The sequence below is a fragment of the Oceanisphaera profunda genome (genome assembly GCF_002157895.1).
GTDB classification, from domain to species: Bacteria; Pseudomonadota; Gammaproteobacteria; order Enterobacterales; family Aeromonadaceae; genus Oceanimonas; species Oceanimonas profunda.
The window spans coordinates 2,263,213-2,280,662 of record NZ_CP021377.1 but is presented as its reverse complement, the minus strand read 5'-3'; the positions used below and the strand labels follow the sequence as shown (position 1 = coordinate 2,280,662).

The following is a 17,450-nucleotide window of genomic DNA, read 5'->3' as shown; positions in this document are numbered from 1 at the left end:
GGGCTAATACCAAACTGGTCACGTTTAGAGTTAAAGATATTGGTATTTTTAGTTAAAAATCCATAGTCTTAAACAAAAGGCCAAGGGATATTGCCATGAAAAAACTTTATCTAGCAGCTTTACTCGCCATGGCACCTCAAGTGATGGCTGTAGAAGTGGAAGTAGAAGACGACACAGATTTACCAGAGTGGGCGATTGAAAAAATTGCCCCCATGCATGACAGCCTCTCTGATTGGGTTACCCATAACTCACGTAATATTGATAGCTTTTTTGGCAGCGAAGAGAGCATGCATGTCGAAAATGACTCATTTTTACGCTTAAGTCAGGAGCTAGACTGGAGCGATACCGATGGTTTTGATGCCGAAACGGGTGTGCGTTTTCGACTCGACCTGCCCACATCTAAAAAACGGTTACGTTTTATTATAGAAAGTGATCCTGAAGAAACCGAAGGTACTCTGGCCGAACAAGCCTCTAACCGTCTGTCTAATGATCAACGCGGTTTAGGCAGTACCATTCTTGGCCTCAGTAAGTTAAGTAAGAAAGATAAACGAGAAGCATGGAATCTGCGCGCCGGTGCGGGGGTTAAGGTACGCTGGCCGCCCGATCCTTATGTGCGTTTTACTGGTGAGCGGCTCTGGGATCTCAGTTCACCTTGGCAGCTGGAGTCCTATAATCGAGCCTCTTGGTTTAATGAGGACGGGTACTCTATACGCAGCAAATGGGACCTAGGCCGCCCCTTAGATGAGAATCACCATCTGCGTTTTATCACTAATTTTCAGTGGCAAGAAGAAGAAGCTGATACCTTGGAATACTCTGAAGGGGTAGAAATTAATCAGCTGTTAGGCCCACGTAGCGTAATGCGCTATGCGGCCGTGGTCGTGGGCCGCAGTGCCTCGGACCCTCGGCTACATGATTATTATTTTTATACTCAATACCGACGAAACCTGCACAGAAACATCTTATTTGTCGACTTAATACCAGAGTTACATTTCCCTCGCGATCAAGATTATGATCCTGAGTTCAGTGTAACGTTAAGATTTGAGATGATGTTTAAGGGTGATCTCGAGTTTCGTCGCTAAATCACCCCACTACAGCGTCCTATTACAACTGCCAACTACGGCACCCCGAACTTACACAGGCCGGTATAATCGTACATCGGCCTCTGCCACTAGGCTCGGGGCCACCTGCTCAAAGTAATCTTTGATATAAGGTTGGGCGCAGTGGGCATCAAATACCTCACGGCTGGCCCAGCGCTCCACAAATACACAATCCCAAGGCTCACCGTTCGCGCCTTCATAAGGCACTTCTTCGGTTAGTTGATACAAGATGCAGCCTTCTTCGCGGTGCGTGTCGGCAACTAACGCCTTAAGGGCAGTTTGTAACTCTAACGCTTTACCTGGGCGCGCCTTAAAACGAGCAACACAATATAATTCAGACATTTAACATCTCACTTATCGTAATCATTGAGGGATTAAACTGCATGCTAATACAGGGGGTTGCCGCTGAATAGGGCAAACCAGTGCGCTGGTGCTCGTTTCTACCAGTTCTACTCACCCCATAGTAAAATACCTGTTGACCACCATCACGTTACCAGTTAGAGTAAATGCAGCTCGAAAAGTATGGTTGTATTTATGTTAATGTTACGAAGTTCTAGTAGTACCTCGTCCTGTATTTCATAAGTTAAATCTGTATTTTTTCAAGCATTCGTATTTTGGTAGATTTGATTACAGGATTTAGGTATGTCTAATATCGTTAAAGGTAAAGTTAAGTTTTTCAATGAGTCAAAAGGTTTTGGCTTCATCGAGCAAGAGTCAGGCCCTGATGTATTCGTACACTTCAGCGCTATCCAGAGCCAAGGTTTCAAAACCTTAGCAGAAGGCCAGGCAGTTGAGTTCACAGTAGCTCAAGGCCAGAAAGGTCCTCAAGCTGAAAACGTTGTAGCTCTGTAAGAGTTTACCTCGTAAAAGAATTCAGAAGCCGTGCCCTAGGGCGCGGCTTTTTTTCGTCTAAAATTTATTGAAAGTGAAGCTACCAGCTAAAAACAGACAAAAAACAGCAACGCCGGATCTGATGCAGATGTTCATACCGGTGCGATTTGTAGGTTTAAATATACGGTGGCCCGGGAAAAGCTCGGAGTTTTAGTTTTGCTGCGCAAAACCGGCCGACTAAAGATGGCCTCTACCGCAAAGCAATAGCTTTGCTGCACCCTGTTTACATCCGCATCGCGCTCGGCGCTGATTTATCCCTTCACCCTTCACTCCTCACAAAGGCTCACCAGCGCCCTACTGCACACCATGACAAGCCTTTAAGCACCAGTGCGCCGAGCAAGATGCAAATGCTTAAGCTAAACGCCGTGCTCACACCTAAATAGACCAGAGCGGCGGTTAATAGCGCGGCACTTAGCATCTGCAGCGCACCGGATAAGGCAGCGGCGGCTCCGGCTAGATCGCGGTACGGTTCAAGCAGTCGGCTCATGGCATTGGGAAACGCCATGCCATTGCCTAATGCTTGAATAAAAATACCAGCAATCATCCAAGCAGGATGTAAAGGAGCCAACAGCAACCACACCCCTGCCGCCAATTGCAGGTAGGGACTAAAACGCAGCACTTGCTCGGCGGGCACATAATGTTGAATACGATTATTAATCACGCCGCCAAGCAACAGCCCCAGTGCCGGGATCAAGGCCCAAGTGCCATATTGCGCCGCCGTCATACCGATCTGCTGTTGCATGATATAAGGCATCACAGAGATGGAGACCATCATCAGCGAGAATTGCCCCCACAACATGCCACCATGACCTAAGAAATGGCGTAAACCGAGTAAGTGGCGATAGTTGGCGACAATCACTGACAGCGTCATGGGTTGGCGAGCCCCTTGATGGGTCTCTTCAAAGCTGGCGAATAACAGCAGCCAGAGGGTCAACAAGTAGATCAGCATAGCCACAAACACGCTATACCAACCAAAGTGATATCCAATAAAACCGCCGATGGCAGGCGCTACTATGGGGGTAAATGCCGCCGCCATAGCCACATAAGACAGCGCATTACGCAGCGCAGGCCCCGCAAAGCTATCGCGCAGCATGGCTCGCGACACAACGGCGCCACAGCCCGCTCCTAGCCCTTGTAATAAGCGCCCCACCAATAGCCATTCAAAAGAGGCATTGGGTACTAAGCATAAGCCCACACCTAAGATGGCCAAGGCAAGGCCGGCGATCAATACCGGCCTACGCCCTTTAGCATCACTGAGTGGCCCGTATAATAATTGCACTGGGCCAAAGGCAAATAAGTAAGCAGAAATCAGCCACTGCACGCGATTAGGATCTTCAGCCAAGCTTTGGCTAATGGCAGGTAATACCGGGAACAGTAAGCCAACACTTAATTGCCCTATGCTGACGATCAAACAGGCAAAAATAAGCCGGCTGTTTTTAGAGGTTTTTGCGAACACTAATTTTCCTTTGTTGCTCCGCGCTTGAAGCTTGGATTAAAGTAAGCTTTACTTTGACAAGTCGTGTGCTCATTGAGCACAATCAAGCTTGAATAATAACAAACAGGACTGCCTATATGACTGCCCAAACAGCTAATCCCCAATCGCTTCAACAAGCGTTTTCCTTGGGTAACGGACAGGATGCGGCACTGAACTGGCTGCGCAAAAATCAAACACATTGCGCCATCTTCCTCACTAACGGCATTAAACTGGAAGGGATGATCAGTGCCTTTGACCAATACAGCATTTTGCTTTCTGATCCTAGAGGCCAGCAGCAGCTGATCTATAAAGCGAAGATCTCCACCATATCACCGGCGACCCGTCGCCCGCCGCGCACCGGCCCAATCATCAGTAAGCCGCGCCGCCCGCGTTACGAAAGTCATCAAACCCCTCGGGAAGATAATTATCAGCGCCACGATGATGAATTTGATCCACCCCATGATGACGAGCAAGGTTAGAGAAACCGCCACAATAAAAGATTTAGCATAATAAAAAAGGTCAGCAGCTGCTGACCTTTTTTATTATGCGCTTACAGAAGAGATAAAGGGTGATAGGTGAAAAGTGCAGTGGCCGACATAAGCTAGCGAACCTAACGCTAGAGCAGCGGCTCTATTAGTTGACCTAATTGGCCGCTGACTGCAGTGTTGTTCTTTTCACCCTTTACACTTCACGTTACTCTTTGCCGCACTCACTTGCCTAAATTAAGCCAAGCTCAGTCATTACACGACGAATTGCAATCTTGCTCGACTCTTGTAGTGGCACCACGGGAATGCGGCAATGCTCGCTGGCCAAGCCTAATAACGACAGCGCATATTTAGGGCCAGCTGGATTAGGCTCTAAGAACAATACCTGATGCAATGGCAGCAACTTATCTTGCAACACGCGGGCTTCTGCCCACTTGCCCGCTAACGTCAGCTCTTGCAGCTCGGCGCACAAACGCGGTGCTATGTTAGCCGTCACCGAGATGCACCCTTCGCCGCCACCCACATTGTAAGCCACGGCCGTGCCATCTTCGCCAGATAACCAAGCAAACGGCTTCTTGATCAATGAGCGTTCCACCCAAGGGCGTAATAAGTCACCGGTAGCGTCCTTCACACCCACAATGCGCGGCAGTTCAGCCATGCGCGCTAGGGTTTCCGGTTTAATATCCACTACGGCGCGCGGCGGAATATTATAAACAATGATCGGCAGCTCGGTGGCATCATGCAACATCTTGAAATGGGCATATAAACCATCTTGATTAGGACGGTTGTAATAACCGGCCACGTGCAAAGTCGCATCGGCACCCACACGCTGCGCACAGTTACTGTACTCAATGGCTTCTAGTGGATTGTTAGAACCGGCACCGGCAATCACAGGCACACGGCCTGCAGCCTGCTCGGCCACGATTTCAATAACCCGACAATGCTCATCATGGGTCAAAGTGGGGCTCTCACCGGTAGTACCTACTGGTACTAGGCCATGAGTCCCCTCTGCAATGTGCCAATCAACCAGGCGACGCAATGCCGGCTCGTCAATGCGAGTGCCGTCAAAAGGGGTTAATAGGGCAACTAAAGAACCGCGAAACATGGAAACTCCTTCTCCTGGTTAGAGGATGGTAGATTTTAAATAAAAAACCCCGGCTGCTATTGCATCACCGGGGGTTTGAAAACATCTTGTCTTAAAGAAGATCAGGCATCGGTTACGCAACTGTGGCTAGCGCTTTTCGTTTCAGCGGTTTACCCTGTTTACGTTTAACTATAAAAAGCATGTGCCACACCTGAAAAAGACCTTGAACAGCATCTTTTGCTAATGACCGACAAATGTCAAGAGCACCGTAGGTATGTATAATGCCTGATCAAATAATTTACTGTGGAGCCCAAGATGTTTGAGGCCTTAACGCCGGTTAGCGAAATGCTGGCACGTAATTTGGATGTACTCACCCAACAGCCTTTGCTGGTATGTGGTCTGCTAGAAGATAATTTACCCGGCATGTTGGCGCAAGCTGGGCCGGCTCCGCGAATTTTCACCACCGACTTTCGCTACTTTCAATGGCAAGAGCAGCAAGGCAACAGCCAAATAGAGTTTGGCGTACAGCCGACTCAAGGCGCGCCTGGCTTACTGTTATTGATGCCCAAGGCCAAAGCCGAAGCCGAGTACCTGCTTGCCGCTTGCTTGCCGCTGTTAGCCGAAGGCGCCCAGCTGTTTATGGCGGGCGATAATAAAGGCGGCGTAAAATCCGCACCTAAATTGCTGGCACCATACGCAGATCAGGTTAATAAGCTCGACAGCGCTAGGCGCGCCAGTTTGTATCAAGCAGAGCTAGTGCGCCCTGCCGCACCCTTTAAATTAGCCAGCTGGGTTAAAGGGTACAGTCTAGAGTTAGAAAAAGCACAGGCGCCATTGCAGATTTGCACGCTGCCTGGGGTATTTAGCGCCGGACATCTGGACTCAGGTTCACGTTTGCTGCTGGATAATTTAGGTAATCTGAAAGGTCGCGTGCTCGACTTTGGTTGTGGTGCCGGCGTGATTGGTGCCAACCTGCTTAAGCGCCAGCCTGAATTAGAGCTAGAGTGCATTGATATTAGCGCCTTGGCACTGGAAGCCACGCGTCTCACTTTGGCTGAAAATCAGCTTAACGCTAACGTGTATGCCTCAGACGGCTTAAGCCAAGTGAACGGTACCTTTAACCATATAGTGGCTAATCCCCCGTTTCATGCCGGGTTGAAAACCTTCTTTCACACCACAGAAGCTTTGCTCAGCTCGGCAAAAAATTACTTGGTGCACGGCGGCTCACTCACCTTAGTAGCTAACGCTTTCTTACCCTACCCCGAGCTGATTGAAAAAAGCTTTGGTCACTGTGAAACCATAGCGGTGAACGGTAAGTTTAAAATTTATCGCGCGGTGCGTCGTTCATAACCCAAGTCAACTTTAGACAAGTTCTGAGTCAGTTAAGGGCTTTTAGAAAAACCGGCAGCGGATGCCGGTTTTTTTTATGTTCTGGACTGGGTTTTATTGACGCAGAGCGAAAAATCTATAGAATTCTCTGCCTTGAGTACGCGAGGGTGGCGGAATTGGTAGACGCGCTAGCTTCAGGTGTTAGTGTCTTAGGATGTGGGGGTTCAAGTCCCCCCCTTCGCACCACTCAGAATCTTGAGTGTGAGTGACTCAAAGTAACAAATGGCAGCCCATTTAAAATAGCTGAACCATTAATAAGTAAACAGTAAATAGATAAGCAAATAGTTAGATGTGCGAGGATGGCGGAATTGGTAGACGCGCTAGCTTCAGGTGTTAGTGCCTTCGGGTGTGGGGGTTCAAGTCCCCCTCTTCGCACCATTTATTATTTGTTCTATAGTAAAATTCTGCATGACCTATTCTTTTAATCTTCGTATGCCCTTCATTTCAACATTCTTCATTTCGACATTTAGTTCGCGCTATATTACGACGCCACTAACCACGCGCCTATCAGTACTATATCTGCTTAATATCTTCTTAATTTCTACAAAAATTATCTACTTCAGACCTACTATTCAGCCAAGCAATCGCTAGTCGTCAGCGACTACACGGCTTGCTCAGTCAGCATCATACCCACGGCCATGCCTAATCCAGCTAAGCCGCCCACCGGTAACCAATACCAATGTCGACTGACCGAGGGTAGAGTTAACAACAGCGCAAACAAAGCAAAGCCTGCGCTAAGCCACAGTGTTAATGCAGAGCTCGGTACCCACCACACCACCAATAACCAAGTTAGTACCAACAGCATCACCATAGCTTTTCCTCATATCTCGCAATGCAGTTGATAATAATTATCATTACTTTGTATATCAAGATTTTCTTCCTGTTACACGCACCTTTTTGTTAGAGCTAGCCTTGCCAGGTAAGTAACACCACGGCTTCTACATGCATGGTATGCGGGAACATATCTACCGGTGTGGCCTGCTCTAATCTAAAACCGCGCTTTGTTAAACAAGCCAATTCACGAGCCAAGCTCTTAGGATTACAAGATAATAATGACCGCATAAAGCGGTCAAAGAGACAAAAAAGTAGGCTATTTTACTTGTTCGAAGCGGTGGCACAAACAAAGCCCGAGCTTATTTTTCTGCTTAAGGAAGCCGAGCTCTACTGTGATTGCCCTGAAAAAGCAAAGGCAGAAATAAGGATCAAAAAATCCCGCAGGCGCGGGATTGGTATAGATACTGGCAGCTTAGGGTCAGGCTATTTTTGCTGCTGTTTAAGTGCATCACGTATTTCACGCAACAGCTGTATATCTTCTGGCGTGGGCGCAGGGGCGACGGTCACGGCTTCTTGCTCTCGATGCAAAGACTCGCGCATCCGATTAATCATTTTCACCATGATAAACACCACCAACGCCAGCAGGACAAAGTTAATAAGCACCGTCACAAAACTACCCCAATACAAAACCACGGCACCGGCGGCACTTAATGCTTCTTGCGTTTGCGGGCCTGTGTAGCCTTCTGGAGCACGCAGTACTAGCAACTTATTGGAGAAATCCACATCGCCACCGAGAATAAAGTTAATCACTGGCATAAATACATCGCGCACTAAAGAGTCGATGATCTTACTGAAAGCGCCACCGATGATCACACCCACCGCCAAATCAATCATGTTGCCTTTAACGGCAAACTCACGAAATTCCTTAATAAAACCGGTTTTTTTACTCATAACAGTCTTCCTGTGTAAGATGTTTAGATAATTCGAGTAACTAAAGAATTCGAGTAATGAAAAATCGAGTGATAACCTACCGAGCATAGCTCTTTATTGAGTCTTGCACCTCTGAACAACCGAGACCGCTAGCAGTAAGGAAAACCCATGAGCTTTGATATTAAAAGTTGGATAACCGCCACTAATCTCGCACACCAGCATAAACGCCATAGCTGCAGCCAGCTTGGCACGCACTTCGCGGGTTTCTTTAGCCCTGAGTTACTTAGCAGCGCAGGCTTTGTGATAGTGGATGAACTGCCTCGCCCACCGATAGATGTGATAATGCAACTGGGGTTAGGCCAATTATTAAACCCTAACGCCGTTGGCATCACCCTTGATGATACCTATTATTTAAAACCTAAGGCCGCCGGCCAACTCAGAGTACACTTTCATGAACTGGTGCACGTTTTACAATGGCAAGCATTAGGCCAAGCATCCTTTATTAAGCGCTACATCAGTGAGGTGATAAAATACGGTTATCGCCAAGCGCCATTAGAAGAGAAAGCTTACGGTTTCGAAGATAGATTTGTCGAAAATCCTAGAGATGCGTTTTTGATCTTGGCAAAAGATACTATTTGATAACTGCAGGTGGGCGCCTTGAGCTGATTTATATGCTGCGGGCCTGCTTGGTAAGCGGGTTAATAGTAGACAAGGGAAAGCATTGATAGAGCAGGGTAGGTAAAAGTTTATCAGGAGTTTTTTAGACGTTACGAAAGATTTTTAGATATAGCTAATGAGGCATGACTAATTAATAGTATAACCGCTTGAGATTTAGCTTATTTTAACACTGAGTCAGCTCGTTGTGAGCAAGTTATTGCAGAATAGATCTTTTAGAAAGGTATTACTGTAAAGAAGAGTCTTACTTATAAAGTGGTAGCGGTGGGCGGACTTGAACCGCCACGCCCGAAGGCAACGGATTTTGAATCCGTCGTGTATACCAATTTCACCACACCGCCACTACATTCACTTTATACTTACTGTTTCCTTAGCGAGTTACTTTGCCTTGGGAACGAGGTGAATTATACGTATCCAGAGCCCCGCCGCAAGCAGAATATTGACTTTATGATGCTGACTGCGCACAAATCGCGCAACTGCAGGTAATTTGACCGCTATGCGCACAAAAATGACCACAGGCTTAAGGGTTTGCTAGAATGGCGTACCTTAAATAACTCGTAACAGGTTGGTAGTGGTAGTGGCTTCTTATTCTGAATATGTAGGTTTAGAGCGTGCAGGATTGATGCGCCGCTTAGCAGCTTGGGTGTATGACCTACTAGTGGTGATTTCACTGCTGATGGTGACGGGGTTTATCTACTTTGGCTTAACGGTACTGACGCTAAAGCTCGGCTGGGTAAGCTTAGGGACGCACGAAGACACCGCCGCCTTATTAAGTGCTAGCCGCTGGTATCAGCTGTGCCTATTGGCAGTCGGGCTGTTTTTTTATTGCTGGTTTTGGCGCACCAGCGGCCAAACTATCGGCATGCGCGCTTGGCGCCTACGGGTACAAAATACCGACGGCAGTCGCTTACGCTTGGCTCAGTGCATTATTCGCGCCGCCTGCGCCCTGCTCGGCTTGAGTAACTTATGGTTGGTGTTTAATCCGCGCACTAAGTTAGCGCTGCAAGATAAGATTGCTGATTGCGAGATGATAGTGATGAGCAAAGAGCTCAATAAGCAATTATTAGATAAGAAACCAGCGCCAGGCGTCTAGCACTGGGCACTGCTCTTCAGCCGTCTTCCTGACGAAGGTCAGGATCTCGCTTTAGGTTTTAATACATAAGTTCGAGATACCGGAGTCGTCATACTGAACTTGATTCAGTACCGGTAAGACAGCATAAAAACTCCTGTTTAGAGTTTAGCTGGGCGCCGGGCACTTGATGCTCGGCGCTGTACTTACGCTCGCTTATTCAGTAATGCCAAGGCAATACCAATAAATAACAGGCTTGGGCCCAGCGCTCCGATAAAGGGCGGCACGTGATAAACCAAGCTGATGGGGCCAAATACTTGGTTAGATACATAAAAGCCAAAGCCAAATAGAATACCCAGTAACAGTCGCGCGCCCATGGTCACACTGCGCAGGGCACCAAATACAAACGAAGACGCCAGCAACATCATGGCAATCACCATTACGGGCTGCAGAGCTTTACGCCAAAATTCCAAGGCATATAAGCCACTGTCTTGGCCGTTATCTGCTAAATAGCCCTGATACTCCCACAAGCCACGCATCGATAACTCATTAGGATCAATCGCTACAACGCCGAGCTTCTCTGGCGTTAAGCTAGTTTGCCACTCCCGTGTATCCTGATGCTGGGTTTGGATGGAAACACCGGCATTAAATAAGGTGTCGGTCACGTTCGTTAAGCGCCAAAGAGGGTCTAGGTAAGTGGCACTTTCGGCCTGCGTAATACGCGAGAGACGGGTATTTTCATCAAAGTAATACAACGTAATGTCACTTAGAGTGCCATCTCGCTTGGCTTGGCCAATATTAATATAAGCGTCATTGTCTTTGGCCCACACGCCATAGACCGACAATACGACTTGACCACCGGACTTGGCTTGGCTGCGCAAGTCATCTGAGGCGAGTTTAGTGGCCGGTGCCACATATTCACCCACCAGCATGATCACCAGCATCAAAGGCAAGGTGGTTTTCAGCGCACTCACTACTATGTTGAATCGCGAGCGACCGGCAGACTGCATCACCACCAGCTCACTGTTACTGGCCATTTGTCCCAAACCGATTAAGCCACCCAACAAAGCGGCAATCGGAAAGAACAGCACTATTTCTTGGGGCATAGACAGCAACACATAATAAAACGCCGACAGTAAGGTATAAGTCCCCTCGCCTACGCTTCTTAGCTGCTCCACATAGCGGATAATGGCCGCCAAGCCCACCAAGGTCAGCTCGCACAACAAGATGGCCATTAAAACGGTACGGCCAATATAACGATCAAAAATAGTGAACATCAGGCAGCCTTATTACGTTTAAATTTTTCGCGAGTCTGACTCCACCAAGCGGTTTCTCGTAAATTAAGCGGCAACGCCACCAGTAACAAGAACACTATGGGTACCGTATACAGGCCCGGATAAATCGGCAAACTGCCCGCCTCTACTGCGGAGCGCGAGGCACTTTGTAATAAAAAGTACGCCAGATACAGCAAGATGGACGGCAGCAGTTTCGCGTAACGACCTTGGCGGGGGTTAATCACCGCCAGCGGCACCACTAACAAGACTAATACCAACATCGACAAAGGTAATGACACCCGCCATTGCAGCTCGGCTTGGTCGAGCAAGTCATTGGAGTGCCTCAGTGCTTTGCTGTCCTTCGCAGCCTCTTTGCGTTCCACTTCACCGATTTCGCTAGCACGAATAAAGGCACTGTATTCATCAAACTCGGCCACATCAAACGCGCGCGTACCCGGCACACCGCTATAACGGCGACCTTCATCAAGCGTTAGCCATTGGCCGCCATCACGTTCTTGAAAGCGGCCACTGTTGGCCACCACTACGCTGGGCGCCTGATCGGTTTGGCCACGTTGCACCACAAACAATCGATTGAGACTGCTGCCAGAATCTTCAGGGTTGAGCTGCTCTATATAAGCCACCACCCGCCCGTTATCCAGATTCATAAATCGCGCTTGGCGCAATAATGAAATACCCGAATCGGATTTAACCTGCTCGCGAATTTGATAAATTTGCGCTTTAGACCAAGGGTTTAGCCACAAAGAGTTGGCTAACGCCGCCGCCGTCCATAACAGTGCCAGCACTAAGGTGACGGTCATGATTTTGCCAGGGCCTATGCCCACGGCGCGCATTACCGTCATCTCACTCTCCGCATACAAGCGGCCGTGAGCGAATAAAATGCCCAAAAATAAGCTGATAGGTAACATCAAGGTCGCCATATCCGGCATATTAAGTAGCAACAGCTTACCGACTAAACCGACCGGTATAGTGCCGCTAGCAGCGCCGGCTAAGACCTCGATAAAATTCTGGCTGACAAAAATCAGCAGCAGCACGAATAACACAGCAAGCTGCGTTTTTAGGGTTTCCCAAAACAAATAGCGAAATGCAATCACCGTAAATCCCAGTGTTAACTTGTCTTTTCAATGGAAACGCTTAAGAATAAGCGTAAAATCACGATTTTCGCACCTTATGTGTGCGAAAATCTGCATGTTTTTGCGACGATCATCATTATCCTTGATCTAACGCTCATTGTCTTCAAGCGGTAGGAGAATCCATGGAGTTCAGTGTTAAAAGTGGTAGCCCCGAGAAACAGCGTAGTGCCTGTATCGTGGTCGGCGTGTTTGAACCCCGCCGTCTGTCTCCGGTAGCCGAACAGCTGGATAAAATCAGCGACGGTTACTTGAGTGCCCTGTTACGCCGCGGCGATCTGGAAGGCAAAGCCGGCCAGATGTTACTGCTACATCAAGTACCAGGCGTGCTCAGCGAGCGCGTGTTGCTAGTCGGTTGTGGCAAAGAGCGTGAACTAGACGAGCGTCAGTATAAACAAATTATTCGCAACACCATTAATACGCTTAACGACACAGGTTCAATGGAAGCAGTGTGCTTTTTAACCGAGCTGCACGTCAAGGGTAGAGATACTTATTGGAAAGTGCGCCAAGCGGTAGAAACCACCAAAGCCAGCCTGTATAGCTTTGATCAGTTTAAGACCAATAAAGCCGAACCGCGCCGTCCTTTGCGCAAAATGGTGTTTAACGTGCCCACCCGTCGCGAGCTGCCCATTGGCGAACGTGCCGTAGCACACGGCTTAGCCGTGGCCCGTGGCGTAAGAGTCTGTCGTGATGTGGCGAATATGCCGCCTAACGTCTGTAATCCCGCCTATTTGGCCTCACAGGCGCGCCAGCTGGCGGATGCTTGGGACAACATTACCACCCGCGTGATTGGCGAAGAAGAAATGGCCGAGCTGGGCATGAATTCTTATCTGGCCGTAGCCCGAGGCTCACGCAATGAAGCCATGATGGCGGTCATTGAATATAAAGGTCATCCAGACCCAGATGCACGCCCTATCGTATTAGTGGGCAAAGGCCTAACCTTTGATGCGGGCGGTATTTCACTGAAACCCGGCGAAGGCATGGATGAAATGAAGTACGACATGGGTGGTGCCGCCGCCGTGCTAGGCACCATGCAAGCATTGGCCGAACTGCAATTGCCCATTAACGTGGTGGCGGTGTTGGCCGGTTGTGAAAACATGCCTGACGGCAATGCTTATCGCCCGGGTGATATTCTGACCAGCATGTCTGGCCAAACCATTGAAGTGTTAAACACAGACGCCGAAGGCCGCTTGGTATTGTGTGACGCCCTGACCTTTGTCGAGCGTTATGAGCCAGAAGTGGTGGTGGATGTCGCGACCTTGACGGGTGCTTGCATCGTGGCCTTGGGCCACCACACCTCGGCGCTGTTGGCCAATCACAATCCGCTGGCCCATGAGCTGCTGAATGCCTCCGAGCAAGCAGGCGATCGCGCTTGGCGTCTGCCAATGGGTGATGAGTATAACGAGCAGTTAGAAAGCCCGTTTGCCGACATGGCCAATATCGGCGGTCGCGCCGCGGGTGCCATTACTGCCGCCTGTTTCTTGGCTCGCTTCACCAAAAAGTACCAGTGGGCGCACTTAGATGTAGCCGGTACCGCTTGGGTGAGCGGCAAGAATAAAGGCGCCACCGGTCGTCCGGTGCCCTTGTTGACCCAGTTTTTATTGAACCGGGCCGGCGTTAACAATATCGAAGAGTGAGCATGAGCCAAGGCTGTTTTTATTTGCTGCCAGAATCCGCAACGCCGGAGTCGACGGTCGAGTGGGTGTGTAAACTGACCACCGACTTCTATCGCCAAGGGCTGGGGGTGTTTATTCACGCCCAAGATCAGCCCCAAGCCGAGGCGCTGGACGAGGCGCTCTGGCAGCAGCCAGCCGATGGCTTTATTGCCCACAATCTGCAAGGCGAAGGTCCACCCCAAGGGGCGCAGGTCATCATCGGCTGGCAGCCCCCAAAAAATGGCCGTGCAGTATTGATCAATCTGGCGCCCACGGCGCCAGATTTTGCGCGCCGCTTTAACCAACTCGTGGACTTTGTGCCCGCAGATGACGCAGGCAAACAACAAGCGCGCGAGCGCTTTAAAGTTTATCGTCAGGCAGGTTTTACGCTTATAACCGCCCCCGTCCCTTCCCAAACTCAAGACGAATAACATCATGGAAAAAACATTTAATCCCACGGCTATTGAACAAGCCATGTATCAGCAATGGGAAAACAAGGGCTACTTTAAGCCTCATGGCGACACCAGCAAACCTGCTTACAGTATTATGATACCGCCACCGAACGTGACCGGCAGCCTGCACATGGGCCATGCGTTTCAAGACACCATCATGGACACCCTGATTCGCTATCAGCGTATGCAGGGCAAAAACACCTTATGGCAAGTGGGCACCGACCACGCGGGCATCGCCACGCAAATGGTGGTTGAGCGCAAGATCGCCGCAGAAGAAGACAAAACCCGCCACGATTACGGCCGTGAAGCCTTTATCGAAAAAATTTGGGACTGGAAAAAAGAGTCCGGCGGCACTATCACCCAACAGTTACGTCGCTTAGGCACCTCTGTGGATTGGGAGCGTGAGCGCTTTACCATGGATGACGGTTTATCGAACGCAGTTAAAGAAGTGTTCGTACAGCTTTACGAAGAAGACCTGATTTATCGCGGCAAACGCTTAGTGAACTGGGATCCGAAACTTAATACCGCCATCTCAGATCTCGAAGTGGAAAACCGCGAAATGAAAGGCCACATGTGGCACTTTCGTTATCCATTAGCCGATGGCGCGACCACGGCTGACGGCAAAGACTACCTAGTAGTCGCCACCACGCGTCCCGAAACCATGCTCGGCGATACCGCAGTGGCAGTAAACCCCAAAGATCCGCGCTATCAGAGCCTGATTGGTAAGTTTATCGACTTACCATTAGTGGGCCGCCGCATTGCGATTGTGGGCGACGATCACGCCGACATGGAAAAAGGCACCGGTTGCGTAAAAATCACCCCCGCCCACGACTTTAATGATGCGGAAGTGGGCAAGCGCCATCAGCTGCCACTAATCAACATTCTGACCTTAGATGCACACATTCGCGACTTGGCGGAAGTGTTCACCAGTAAAGGCGAAGTCAGTGAGGTGTATTCAGATGCCCTGCCTGCTGAGTTTCACGGCTTAGAGCGCTATGCAGCCCGCAAAGCCATCGTGAGCGCACTGGACGAGTTAGGCTTGCTGGATAGCGTGAAAGATCACGACTTAACCGTGCCTTACGGGGATCGCGGTGGCGTGCCTATTGAGCCGATGCTGACCGACCAATGGTATGTGCGCGCAGCACCCTTGGCCGAAGTGGCCACTAAAGCCGTAGAAGACGGTGAAATTGAGTTTGTGCCTAAGCAATACGAGAATATGTATTTCTCGTGGATGCGCGACGTACAAGACTGGTGTATCTCTCGCCAGTTATGGTGGGGCCATCGTATTCCCGCCTGGTACGACAGCGAGGGCAAAGTCTACGTCGGTCGCGATGAAGCCGAAGTGCGCGCTACTTATAAGCTGGGCGCCGAGGTTGCACTGAATCAAGACGAAGACGTGCTCGATACTTGGTTTAGCTCGGCACTGTGGACCTTCTCGACTCAAGGCTGGCCTGAAAAAACGCCGGACTTGGCGACTTTTCATCCGAGCAGCGTGTTAGTCACCGGCTTTGATATTATTTTCTTCTGGGTGGCTCGCATGATCATGATGACCATGCACTTCATTAAAGATGAAAATGGTAAGCCGCAAGTACCCTTTAAAACCGTGTACGTGACCGGCCTGATCCGTGATGAAAACGGCGATAAAATGTCAAAATCTAAGGGTAACGTACTGGATCCTTTAGATATGATTGACGGTATCGACCTTGAGTCGTTAGTGACCAAGCGTACCGGCAATATGATGCAGCCAAAACTGGCCGCAAAAATCGAAAAAGATACCCGTACTACTTTTGCTGAAGGCATTGAAGCCCACGGTACCGATGCGCTGCGCTTTACCTTGGCGGCCATGGCCTCTACCGGTCGTGACATCAACTGGGATATGCGTCGTTTAGACGGTTATCGCAGCTTTTGTAATAAGCTGTGGAACGCCTCCCGCTACGTGTTGATGAGCACCGAAGATCAAGACTGCGGCTTTAACTCTGGCGCAAGTGCCGGCGAGCTGAGCTATTCGTTGGCGGATCGTTGGATCCAAGCCCAGCTGCAAGTGACCATCACCGAAGTGCGTGAAGCCCTAGACAGCTATCGCTTCGACCGCGCCGCCAATGCGCTCTATGAGTTCATCTGGCACCAGTTCTGTGACTGGTACTTAGAGCTGACCAAGCCAGTACTGTGGCACGGTTCAGAGTCCGAGCAGCGCGCCACGCGCAAGACCTTGATTGAAGTGCTGGAAACGCTGCTGCGCTTAGCACACCCAATCATGCCCTACATCACCGAAGAGATTTGGCAGCGTGTAGCACCTTTGGCCAACCGTGCTGGCGACAGCATTATGCTGGCCGCCTACCCAGAAGCGGATGCCAGCCTGGAAGATGCTGATGCCATGGCAGATCTGGAATGGGTGAAGCGCTTTATCGTCTCTATTCGTAACTTGCGTGCCGAGATGAACCTTGCGCCAAGCAAAGCCTTATCTGTGCTGTTACGCCCTGCCGGTGACGACGGTCGCCGCGCCACGGACAACGAAGCCTTCTTAAAGGCCATGGCCAAGCTAGACGCTATTACTCATTTAAGCCCAGATGAAGAAGCACCGACTTCCACCAAACAGTTAATTGGTGAGACCGAATTGCTGCTACCCATGGCTGGCTTAATTGATAAAGATGCAGAATTAGCACGCTTAGGCAAAGAGCTGGATAAAGTTAAGGGTGAAATCAAGCGTATCGAAGGCAAGCTGAACAATGCCGGCTTCGTGGCTAAAGCACCCGCCGCCGTAGTGGCGGTTGAGCAAGGTAAACTTGATGATTACCAAGCCGCTTTAACTAAGCTGATTGCCCAACAAGAGCAAATTGCTAACTTGTAATGCGTGAGGTGTAAGGTGTGAAGAGCGAGGCGTAATAGCCAAGACGCCTTACGGCTAATATAACCACGCCAAGAACAAAAAACCGATCTGCAAAGGTCGGTTTTTTTATGGCTGATTAGCCACGGTTCAGTTTAGATATTGTCTTAACTGACAGCTTAAAGTTTACAGTTACCGGAAGTGGCTTGTTTTACCCCCTCACACTTCA

16 protein-coding genes, 3 tRNA genes and 1 pseudogene are annotated in these 17,450 nt (G+C 49.5%); 11 read left to right on the top strand and 9 right to left on the bottom strand.

The genetic code is table 11. The features are described from left to right. Positions 1-95 precede the first annotated feature (95 nt). Positions 96-1,079: a hypothetical protein gene (locus CBP31_RS10005; protein ID WP_227874996.1), complete on the top strand. Its 984-nt coding sequence runs from the start codon at positions 96-98 to the stop codon at positions 1,077-1,079. Between the two features lie 51 nt (positions 1,080-1,130). On the opposite strand, the gene CBP31_RS10000 is transcribed toward CBP31_RS10005, so the two are convergent. Beyond that, entirely contained in the window at positions 1,131-1,439 is a 309-nt protein-coding gene (locus CBP31_RS10000) for a putative quinol monooxygenase (protein ID WP_087036877.1), read from the bottom strand. Between the two features lie 300 nt (positions 1,440-1,739). Here CBP31_RS10000 and CBP31_RS09995 point away from each other — a divergent pair, with 300 nt between their 5' ends. Then, on the top strand, positions 1,740-1,949 hold the full coding sequence (locus tag CBP31_RS09995; protein ID WP_086964892.1) for a cold-shock protein: 210 nt from the start codon (positions 1,740-1,742) through the stop codon (positions 1,947-1,949). 322 nt (positions 1,950-2,271) lie between these two features. On the opposite strand, the gene CBP31_RS09990 is transcribed toward CBP31_RS09995, so the two are convergent. Further along, positions 2,272-3,444, bottom strand: a complete 1,173-nt coding sequence (locus CBP31_RS09990; protein ID WP_087036875.1) for a multidrug effflux MFS transporter — start codon at positions 3,442-3,444, stop codon at positions 2,272-2,274. A gap of 116 nt (positions 3,445-3,560) precedes the next feature. Between CBP31_RS09990 and hfq the strand changes: the two genes are divergently transcribed. Next, positions 3,561-3,941 (top strand): RNA chaperone Hfq, encoded by a 381-nt coding sequence (hfq, locus tag CBP31_RS09985; RefSeq protein ID WP_087036873.1) that lies wholly within the window; start codon positions 3,561-3,563, stop codon positions 3,939-3,941. A gap of 238 nt (positions 3,942-4,179) precedes the next feature. On the opposite strand, the gene dapA is transcribed toward hfq, so the two are convergent. Continuing rightward, entirely contained in the window at positions 4,180-5,052 is an 873-nt protein-coding gene (gene dapA, locus CBP31_RS09980; protein WP_087036871.1) for a 4-hydroxy-tetrahydrodipicolinate synthase, read from the bottom strand. A gap of 294 nt (positions 5,053-5,346) precedes the next feature. Between dapA and rsmC the strand changes: the two genes are divergently transcribed. From rsmC to CBP31_RS09965, 3 genes are all read left to right on the top strand, one after another. After that, positions 5,347-6,381 (top strand): 16S rRNA (guanine(1207)-N(2))-methyltransferase RsmC, encoded by a 1,035-nt coding sequence (gene rsmC, locus CBP31_RS09975; RefSeq protein WP_087036869.1) that lies wholly within the window; start codon positions 5,347-5,349, stop codon positions 6,379-6,381. 140 nt (positions 6,382-6,521) lie between these two features. Further along, positions 6,522-6,606, top strand: a tRNA-Leu gene (locus CBP31_RS09970). Between the two features lie 107 nt (positions 6,607-6,713). Then, positions 6,714-6,798: transfer RNA gene (locus tag CBP31_RS09965), tRNA-Leu, on the top strand. 223 nt (positions 6,799-7,021) lie between these two features. Here the strand turns inward: CBP31_RS09965 and CBP31_RS09960 are convergent. The 3 genes and pseudogenes from CBP31_RS09960 to mscL all read right to left on the bottom strand — a co-directional run bounded on the left by CBP31_RS09960 (position 7,022) and on the right by mscL (position 8,145). Then, positions 7,022-7,231, bottom strand: coding sequence for a hypothetical protein (locus CBP31_RS09960; RefSeq protein WP_087036867.1), 210 nt, complete (start codon positions 7,229-7,231; stop codon positions 7,022-7,024). Positions 7,232-7,326: 95 nt separating this feature from the next. Next, positions 7,327-7,470: pseudogene (locus tag CBP31_RS15545) on the bottom strand (hypothetical protein); the annotation flags it as partial. A 207-nt stretch (positions 7,471-7,677) separates the two neighbouring features. Beyond that, entirely contained in the window at positions 7,678-8,145 is a 468-nt protein-coding gene (mscL, locus tag CBP31_RS09955) for a large conductance mechanosensitive channel protein MscL (protein ID WP_087036865.1), read from the bottom strand. 147 nt (positions 8,146-8,292) lie between these two features. Here mscL and CBP31_RS09950 point away from each other — a divergent pair, with 147 nt between their 5' ends. After that, positions 8,293-8,763 carry a hypothetical protein gene (locus CBP31_RS09950; RefSeq protein WP_087036863.1) on the top strand — a complete coding sequence of 157 codons (471 nt, stop codon included), beginning with the start codon at positions 8,293-8,295 and terminating at the stop codon, positions 8,761-8,763. Between the two features lie 292 nt (positions 8,764-9,055). Here the strand turns inward: CBP31_RS09950 and CBP31_RS09945 are convergent. Beyond that, a tRNA-Leu gene (locus CBP31_RS09945) sits at positions 9,056-9,140 on the bottom strand. A gap of 236 nt (positions 9,141-9,376) precedes the next feature. Between CBP31_RS09945 and CBP31_RS09940 the strand changes: the two genes are divergently transcribed. Continuing rightward, positions 9,377-9,892 carry an RDD family protein gene (locus CBP31_RS09940; protein ID WP_227874995.1) on the top strand — a complete coding sequence of 172 codons (516 nt, stop codon included), beginning with the start codon at positions 9,377-9,379 and terminating at the stop codon, positions 9,890-9,892. 182 nt (positions 9,893-10,074) lie between these two features. Here the strand turns inward: CBP31_RS09940 and lptG are convergent, their stop codons facing one another. After that, the gene (gene lptG, locus CBP31_RS09935; RefSeq protein ID WP_087036861.1) at positions 10,075-11,145 is read right to left on the bottom strand and encodes an LPS export ABC transporter permease LptG; all 1,071 of its coding nucleotides are present in this window, start codon (positions 11,143-11,145) and stop codon (positions 10,075-10,077) included. After that, a complete protein-coding gene (gene lptF, locus CBP31_RS09930) occupies positions 11,145-12,254 on the bottom strand; it encodes an LPS export ABC transporter permease LptF (RefSeq protein ID WP_227874994.1) in 1,110 nt (369 codons plus the stop codon). The genes lptG and lptF overlap by 1 nt, the downstream gene beginning before the upstream one ends. 161 nt (positions 12,255-12,415) lie before the next feature. On the opposite strand from lptF, the gene pepA reads away from it, so the two are divergent. From pepA to CBP31_RS09915, 3 genes are read left to right on the top strand one after another with little or no spacing between them, the layout of a single operon-like run. Beyond that, on the top strand, positions 12,416-13,927 hold the full coding sequence (gene pepA, locus CBP31_RS09925) for a leucyl aminopeptidase (protein WP_087036859.1): 1,512 nt from the start codon (positions 12,416-12,418) through the stop codon (positions 13,925-13,927). Between the two features lie 2 nt (positions 13,928-13,929). Further along, on the top strand, positions 13,930-14,376 hold the full coding sequence (locus CBP31_RS09920) for a DNA polymerase III subunit chi (RefSeq protein WP_087036857.1): 447 nt from the start codon (positions 13,930-13,932) through the stop codon (positions 14,374-14,376). A gap of 4 nt (positions 14,377-14,380) precedes the next feature. Beyond that, positions 14,381-17,245: a valine--tRNA ligase gene (locus tag CBP31_RS09915; RefSeq protein ID WP_087036855.1), complete on the top strand. Its 2,865-nt coding sequence runs from the start codon at positions 14,381-14,383 to the stop codon at positions 17,243-17,245. The last annotated feature ends 205 nt before the right edge of the window (positions 17,246-17,450 follow it).